The 6988-nt window shown below is 47.4% G+C and carries 10 protein-coding genes and 1 tRNA gene; 7 read left to right on the top strand and 4 right to left on the bottom strand.

The annotated features are described in order from the left end of the window. Both EXT46_RS10775 and orn read right to left on the bottom strand, forming a co-directional pair. Positions 1-69: transfer RNA gene (locus EXT46_RS10775), tRNA-Gly, on the bottom strand. 133 nt (positions 70-202) lie between these two features. After that, entirely contained in the window at positions 203-748 is a 546-nt protein-coding gene (gene orn, locus EXT46_RS10770) for an oligoribonuclease (RefSeq protein ID WP_053909858.1), read from the bottom strand. Between the two features lie 145 nt (positions 749-893). Between orn and rsgA the strand changes: the two genes are divergently transcribed. Together rsgA and asd are read left to right on the top strand one after the other, a co-directional pair. Beyond that, a complete protein-coding gene (gene rsgA, locus EXT46_RS10765) occupies positions 894-1952 on the top strand; it encodes a small ribosomal subunit biogenesis GTPase RsgA (RefSeq protein WP_053909987.1) in 1059 nt (352 codons plus the stop codon). 74 nt (positions 1953-2026) lie between these two features. After that, the gene (gene asd / locus EXT46_RS10760; RefSeq protein ID WP_130147207.1) at positions 2027-2893 is read left to right on the top strand and encodes an archaetidylserine decarboxylase; all 867 of its coding nucleotides are present in this window, start codon (positions 2027-2029) and stop codon (positions 2891-2893) included. Here the strand turns inward: asd and EXT46_RS10755 are convergent. Continuing rightward, positions 2882-3370, bottom strand: a complete 489-nt coding sequence (locus EXT46_RS10755) for a GNAT family N-acetyltransferase (RefSeq protein WP_130147205.1) — start codon at positions 3368-3370, stop codon at positions 2882-2884. The genes asd and EXT46_RS10755 overlap by 12 nt on opposite strands. A gap of 78 nt (positions 3371-3448) precedes the next feature. Here EXT46_RS10755 and EXT46_RS10750 point away from each other — a divergent pair, with 78 nt between their 5' ends. The 5 genes from EXT46_RS10750 (at position 3449) to EXT46_RS10730 (ending at position 6079) form a co-directional block, all read left to right on the top strand. Then, entirely contained in the window at positions 3449-3988 is a 540-nt protein-coding gene (locus tag EXT46_RS10750) for a glutathione peroxidase (protein WP_130147203.1), read from the top strand. 105 nt (positions 3989-4093) lie between these two features. Beyond that, on the top strand, positions 4094-4375 hold the full coding sequence (locus tag EXT46_RS10745) for a peptidylprolyl isomerase (protein WP_022945599.1): 282 nt from the start codon (positions 4094-4096) through the stop codon (positions 4373-4375). An 88-nt stretch (positions 4376-4463) separates the two neighbouring features. Then, a complete protein-coding gene (locus tag EXT46_RS10740; protein ID WP_130147201.1) occupies positions 4464-5045 on the top strand; it encodes a glutathione S-transferase family protein in 582 nt (193 codons plus the stop codon). After that, positions 5045-5401, top strand: coding sequence for a DUF2750 domain-containing protein (locus tag EXT46_RS10735; protein ID WP_130147199.1), 357 nt, complete (start codon positions 5045-5047; stop codon positions 5399-5401). Before EXT46_RS10740 ends, EXT46_RS10735 begins: the two co-directional genes overlap by 1 nt. Before the next feature lie 3 nt (positions 5402-5404). Continuing rightward, positions 5405-6079 carry a hypothetical protein gene (locus EXT46_RS10730; protein WP_130147197.1) on the top strand — a complete coding sequence of 225 codons (675 nt, stop codon included), beginning with the start codon at positions 5405-5407 and terminating at the stop codon, positions 6077-6079. On the opposite strand, the gene EXT46_RS10725 is transcribed toward EXT46_RS10730, so the two are convergent. Then, positions 6076-6960: a hypothetical protein gene (locus EXT46_RS10725; protein WP_130147195.1), complete on the bottom strand. Its 885-nt coding sequence runs from the start codon at positions 6958-6960 to the stop codon at positions 6076-6078. The genes EXT46_RS10730 and EXT46_RS10725 overlap by 4 nt on opposite strands. Between the last annotated feature and the right edge of the window lie 28 nt (positions 6961-6988).

Below are 6988 nucleotides of genomic sequence, written 5' to 3'. Positions count from 1 at the left end.
CGGCACACGAGGTTCGAACTCGTGACCTCAACCTTGGCAAGGTTGCGCTCTACCAGCTGAGCTAGTGCCGCTTCATATGCAACAGCGAGACTGCTACACAGCGCTTAGTTTAAGCACACCGACTAGTGCGGGGTGTTCGTCTTAAGCGGGGCAGGATTTTACAAGAATACCTTGTCTTTGCAAGCCCTTTTTTGCTGTTTTTTTAAATTTTGAACACTTCTGTACGATAAACCTGCAATTCCATAATTGAGTCTTTGATATCGTCCAATGCTAAGTGCGAGCCCTTTTTCTCAACTTTATCCAATACCTCAGGCTGCCAACGTCGGGCCAACTCTTTAATGGTACTGACATCGATGTTGCGGTAATGGAAGAAATTATCGAGCTCAGGCATGTAACGCACTAGAAAGCGACGGTCTTGACCAATGGAGTTCCCACATAAAGGCGATGCGCCTGCGGGGACCCACTGCTCTAAAAACGCCAAAGTCTCAGCCATGGCTTGATGCTCGCTAACCTCGCTTTGTTGGCAGCGTTTAGTCAATCCCGATTTACCATGTTGGTTAGTACACCACGCGTCCATACTGTTGAGTAACTCGTCGCTTTGGTGAATAGCAATCACTGGGCCCTGAGCGAGGATGTTTAACTCGCTGTCGGTAACAATGGTGGCAATTTCCATAATGCGGTCGTGATCGGGGTTCAAGCCGGTCATTTCCAAGTCTAACCAGACCAGGTTTGTTTTGCTTACAGCCATAGTCGTGCGCCCTGCTTCTCTTTCGGTTTGCTGCGATTAGTTATATCATATTAGCTTCATACGCAGACCTAAAGCCTTTTTTACACCGTCCTTATTTACTGCAAATAAGGCAGTGCCAAAGATGGGCATGAACGAAAGAGATTCCGTGGCCAAAAAACAGAAATTGTCGAAAGGGCAAGCGCGACGTATACGCGCTAATCACCAGAAACGCTTACAGCGGGTAAAGTCCGATGCCAACAAGGCGGCTGAGCTGGAACTTGATAGCCAGAATTTAGGCGCGGCTGAACCGGCTCTCGTTGTAAGCCGCTTCGGTCAGCATGCCGATGTGGAAACAGCGGATGCCGAAGTATTACGCTGTAATATTCGCCGCACGATATCTAGCTTGGTCTGTGGTGACAAAGTGATGTTCCGCCGCGCAAAAGTCAGTGAAGGCGATATCGCCGGAGTGGTTGAGTTAGTAGAAGAGCGCCATTCGCAACTAACCCGCCCTGATTTTTACGATGGTGTCAAAGTGGTGGCTGCCAATGTCGATCAAATTCTGATGGTCTCTGCGGTGGTGCCGGAATTTAGCACACAAATAATCGACCGTTATATCGTTGCGTGTGAGGACATGGGTATTCCCCCTGTGCTGCTTTTGAATAAAGTGGACTTACTCGATGATGAAGACCGTGAGCTATTTGCCGATTACCTCGCTGAGTACGCTCATTTAGGCTATCAGGTGATGATGGTCAGTAGCGAAAGCGGTGAAGGCATGGATACACTAAAGGCAATGTTGGCGGATAACAACAGCATCTTTGTTGGCCAAAGTGGGGTCGGCAAATCAAGCTTAGTCAATGCCTTGTTGCCTGATGCCGATATCCTTACCAAGACCGTATCGAGCAATAGCGGGTTAGGTCAACACACCACAACCGTGTCTCGTTTACATCACCTCCCCAGCGGCGGCAATTTAATCGACTCCCCAGGGATCCGCGAATTTGGCCTTTGGCATTTAGAGCCCGAGCGCGTCGCTTGGTGCTTTAAAGAGTTTCGTCAATATTTAGGCGGCTGTAAGTTCCGTGATTGTAAACATTTAGATGATCCGGGCTGTCTACTGCGAGAGGCTGTAGAACAAGGCGAAATTGCCGATTTTCGCTTTGAGAACTATCACCGCATAATAGAATCAATGGCCGATGGCCGTGCTGGCGCTCGTAATCCACGAGTGTAGCACCCAAAGGCCGGTAACTGGCCTTTAGTCTTTGGTTTCGTTACCATTTAACAAATTACAGTGGAATCTACTCAGTGAATTTAGACAAAGTAAAAATCGCTTTTCAATATGCGCTACCAAAACACGGCGTATCACGCTTAGTTGGTAAATTAGCCGCAGCAAAGGCGGGCAAGCTTACCACCTCGCTCATTAAGCTTTTTATCAAGCAATATAAAATTGATATGAGCGAAGCGCAGCATGAGGACCCAAGTCACTACCAAAGCTTTAATGAGTTTTTCACTCGCCCACTCAAAGCCGGTATCCGCCCGCTTTGCGAAGATGACAATATTATCGCTCACCCCGTTGATGGGGCCATTAGCCAACTTGGTGATATTAATGAGGGTCAATTACTGCAAGCTAAAGGCCATCATTATAGTGTGCAGACTTTACTTGGCGGCAACCAAGCCGATGCCGAGCCCTTCTTAGGCGGTAAGTTCGCCACCATTTACCTTGCACCGAAAGATTACCACCGCATCCACATGCCAGTAGACGGTACGTTAAAACGGATGATCTATGTACCTGGCGATTTATTCTCTGTAAACCCATTAACGGCGCAAAACGTGCCTAACTTATTTGCTCGCAACGAGCGCGTAGTGGCGATATTTGATACAGACATTGGCCCGCTCGCGATGGTGCTGGTAGGCGCCACCATTGTTGCCAGCATCGAAACTGTTTGGGCTGGGACAGTCACGCCACCAGCAGGTAAAGATGTATTCAGCTGGGATTATCCAAGCGAAGGAAACCGCGCAGTGACGCTGAAAAAAGGTGAGGAAATGGGGCGCTTCAAGCTTGGCTCCACTGTCATTCTAGCGTGGGGTGCTAACCAGGCTGACTTTCTTGACGATCAAGTTCCCGAGGCCACCACGCGCATGGGCACAGCGTTTGCGAAACTACGTGACTAGCGACTTACCAAGGATGGTCAAGCTGTATAATTGACCATCCATTCTCGCTACATCTGGCAGTTGCCCCCACACCGAAAATCCCGCCGAGGTGAAAAGCCCGATACTGGGTTTATTATGACTAAATATAAAAGCTAAGAGGTTCTCAATTGCCAGTGTATGGGCATGAGCTTCAACGAAGTTAAGCGCTTTTCGCCCCAACCCCTGTCCTCTTACCGATTCACATAAATAAATAGCAACCTCTACGGTGCCGTCGTAAGCGGGGCGGCCATAAAAAGATTTGAAACTCAACCAACCCACAACTCGCTCACCTTGTTTGCAAACGAAAATGGGCCGCTCAGGCGTATGACCTAGAAACCACGAGCGACGCTCTTCAACAGTGACCGGCTCAGTGTCTGCGGTCACCATGCGACTGGCGATAGTCTGGTTGTAAATATCTACGATACGAGGCAAATCACTTAATTCAGCGGTTTCAAACATAAATAATGGTTGCTAAAAATGATCATTTACATTGATAGTATCGTACTCTGCGAGACAAACAATGAAAAGGCGACGGTCATGATCCGATTCACTCTCAGCACCCTAAGCGCTGCGTTATTACTGCTTAGCTCTACAGTCGAAGCCAGCGAATGTGGCGATTTCACCGATGTTGAAGTGCGTAAGCTACGCTCAGAGCAAAGCATTAATCTTTGCCAATTTAAAGATAAGCCTTTGCTTATTGTTAATACGGCCAGCAACTGTGGTTTTACACCGCAGTTCAAAGAGCTTGAGCAGCTGCATCAAAAGTACAAAGATCAAGGCTTGGTGGTGTTAGGGTTTCCATCTGACGATTTTTTCCAAGAGGAAGATGACGAAAAAGACACTGCTGAAGTGTGCTACATCAATTATGGTGTGACTTTCACTATGCTCGCACCCACGCCGGTGAGGGGCGACGATGCTCATCCGGTATTTCAATTTTTGAACGAGCAAACCAGCTCTCCAAATTGGAATTTTTACAAGTACTTAGTGTCAAAGGATAGACAACAGGTGCAACGCTTTAACAGCCGCACAAAACCAATGTCAGAAACGCTTACCCAAGCTGTTGAGCAAGCGCTATAATGACAAAACATTATGTTTGTCTAAACTTAATGTCAGTAAAAAAGGTCCGGCTCACCCACGGCGAAGGGCCTAATAGAATCATGATATTAACAAATGGAGTAACTTATGGCTTTGGCAAGTGCGCGTCATATATTGGTGGATAACGAGGCCCTGTGCCTAGATTTAAAAGATAAGATTGAACAGGGAGAGGATTTCGCAGAACTGGCAAAACAACACTCCATGTGTCCGAGCTCACAAGACGGCGGAGCGCTTGGAGAGTTTGGCCCAGGCATGATGGTACCAGAGTTTGATAAAGTGGTGTTTTCAGCTCCGTTAAACCAAGTACAAGGTCCAGTACAAACGCAGTTTGGTTATCATTTACTCGAAGTGACTAGCCGCAGCGATTAAGCTCGCCAAATTTCTATTGCATTGCTTGTAAAGCCTGCTATTTTGGAGCTCAGTTATTGAAATTGTTGCTCACAAGGCAGGTTTTACAATGCAATTGTATGGCTCTGATACCTCCCCCTACGTACGCCGCCTGCGTATTTGGTGCGCCCAGCACACACTAGATGTTCCTTATCAACATATAGATATTTTCTCCCCCGCAGGGCGAAAACTGCTATTACAACACACGCCAGTGGCGAAAATTCCAGTACTGGTCGACGGGCAGCAGAGTATATATGACTCCACTGTAATTTTTGAATACTTAAGCCAAGCCCATCAACTCAAACCATTACATTGGGATGAGCGTAACCAACTAACAACTATCAACGCGGCTAATGATTCCGGTGTTGAGTTGCTTTTATGCCAGCGTTCAGGGTTTGACACCACGCAAGATACGTTATTTTTTAACCTCCAACATCAGCGCATTAGCCAATGTTTAGGAGTGTTAGAAGAATTACTTAGCAGTGGTAAAATAAAGCATGCTTATATACTAACCAGCCTATTTTGCCTGTTAGATTGGTTGGCGTTTCGTCAACTCACCGATTTCAGCGTTTATTCGCAATTACATGCGTTTTGGCAACAGTACAGCCGTGAACAACTGGCCCAACAAACCGATCCAAGACAGGCCGATTAATGAATAATAGCAACGATATAGAAATAGAATCGCAACTTGATAGCTTTTGTGAGCAGGTCCGTGAACAGCAAACATTATGGCTATTGAGCGCCCCAGATGGCGGTGTAGCCAGTGTGACCTCGGCATACGATAATAACAAAGATGTGCTGCTACTGTGGCACAGCGAAGCGCTGGCGCAGCAACAATGCGTAAATGAGTGGCAAGACTACACAGCCATTGATATATCGCTTAGTGAGTATCTTGATGAATTAGCTCCCGCTTTGCATGATGATGGCGTGTGGGTAGGTGTTAATTGGGCTGAAGGTGCTTGCAGTGAGTTAAGTGCCCAATCATTAGTGAATGCACTGATCGACTAAGCTGTGAAAACCCATTTAGGACGGCGGCCATTTTCTGCTATGGAATTACACACCCTGTTTTCAGGGTATGTGTATGGCGACGAAAAACAACCACGCGAGCAAGCCAAGCATTGGCATTTCTGGCTGCCTCTACTAGCCTATTATACGGGGGGCTTTAGTGATGAGCTTGGCAGCCTCACTTTGGAAGATGTGCATTTAAGCACTGGCACCGCCTACTTGCATGTGCATACTCATGGCAAAATCAAAGCACGTAAGATCCCCATCCATCCACACTTATTCTCCTGTGGATTACATGAATATGTGCAATGGTTGACAGATCATGGACATCAGCGCTTACTGTTTGACTTACCTGCAAAATCTGGTCGTTACAGTGAAAAGGCACGGATTTGGTTTTCCGGCGAGGGAGAGCGCGCTGGCTACCTACAGAAATGTGCTCTGCCCACCGTGGATCAGCACGGTCACAAAACCGCTTTGAGTAGTTTACGTCTAAACTTCGAGCAGCAGGTTCGTATTAGTGCCATGCAGTTAGGCAGTAAAGCTGGGTTTTGTTATCTGCTCGGCCTCAAGGAATACCCACAACGAGAATTCGCCGATATGCGCTTATTGCAAAAGATAGTCCGAGGGGTGCGCGTTGTGAATGCCCACACCCACTGGCAACGCTTTTGCAATCGCCATTAGCTCTCTTTCGCTTTGGCATTACATACCCATGCCAAGGTCTTCTCTGTAGCTAGGTAGCTCACGCGTGTAATGGTACCTTGGCAATGGGCGCTTAAGTCGTGCCATAGCTGCGCTGGCTGAGCATTACCCAACTGTTTCTTATATAATCGATTTTGATTTGCATAAATCACCGTCTGCGCGTCAAACCAGGTGTAATCTTGGACACCTTGTGGTAGGCGAAAGGCTTTGCTCGATACATCATCATCAACTGCATAGGTGGCGAACCAACTCTGCCCTTGTTCCTCAAAGGTATAAGTGTAAACCCGCAGTGCCGAGTTATAGCTCAGTGTGCGACCGGGGTTATCAACGATGTGCTTGCCCTTTTTGGGGTTTTTGAAAGGCAGATAATGAATGCTATGTGGCTCGCCTAAGGCAAAGACCAACACGCCTTGCGGCCCCCAAGCGTGATAACCTATAGTCATGCCGTTGTCGAAAATTCGCTGCGGCGCCGTGCCATCTAACGGATAACGCCATAACTTTTGTGCCGCATTCGGTTCGACTACCACGGCAGAGATTGCATCGCCATCAAGCATCATCGTTGGTGAATACTCACTACTGTTTTTGCTTTGTGTAACGTTCACTCGGTTGTTGGTGGCAAAGTCGTAAAAGAAGATATCTGTTTGTGATTGCTGTGCTTGGGTCACCGCTTGGGTGTAATACACCCCCTTGGCGGTAAGCCAAGGTTGATTGCTGTACCCTGCTTTATCACTGATGGCAGAAACATCAATACCTTGCGAATGCTCCCGCAAAAGCAATACTTGGCTATCTAACGCCCAAGCTGGCGCCGAGGCAGTGACGATAAGAGCGACACTACCAAGCAGTAGATTTTTGAATTTACGCATAATTTTTTATTGTTATTGGCAATCTCCC

The sequence above is a fragment of the Pseudoalteromonas sp. CO325X genome (assembly GCF_004208955.1).
GTDB lineage: Bacteria > Pseudomonadota > Gammaproteobacteria > Enterobacterales > Alteromonadaceae > Pseudoalteromonas > Pseudoalteromonas ruthenica.
The sequence above is the reverse complement of the archived record's forward strand: the minus strand, read 5'-3'. Positions and strand labels throughout refer to the sequence as shown.

Bases quoted from the DNA above. Each gene is read 5' to 3' on its own strand.
- orn (WP_053909858.1), bottom strand. From the start codon at position 748: ATGGCTGTAAGCAAAACAAACCTGGTCTGGTTAGACTTGGAAATGACC.
- EXT46_RS10755 (WP_130147205.1), bottom strand. From the start codon at position 3,370: ATGTTTGAAACCGCTGAATTAAGTGATTTGCCTCGTATCGTAGATATT.
- EXT46_RS10750 (WP_130147203.1), top strand. From the start codon at position 3,449: ATGATCCGATTCACTCTCAGCACCCTAAGCGCTGCGTTATTACTGCTT.
- EXT46_RS10745 (WP_022945599.1), top strand. From the start codon at position 4,094: ATGGCTTTGGCAAGTGCGCGTCATATATTGGTGGATAACGAGGCCCTG.
- EXT46_RS10740 (WP_130147201.1), top strand. From the start codon at position 4,464: ATGCAATTGTATGGCTCTGATACCTCCCCCTACGTACGCCGCCTGCGT.
- EXT46_RS10735 (WP_130147199.1), top strand. From the start codon at position 5,045: ATGAATAATAGCAACGATATAGAAATAGAATCGCAACTTGATAGCTTT.
- EXT46_RS10725 (WP_130147195.1), bottom strand. From the start codon at position 6,960: ATGCGTAAATTCAAAAATCTACTGCTTGGTAGTGTCGCTCTTATCGTC.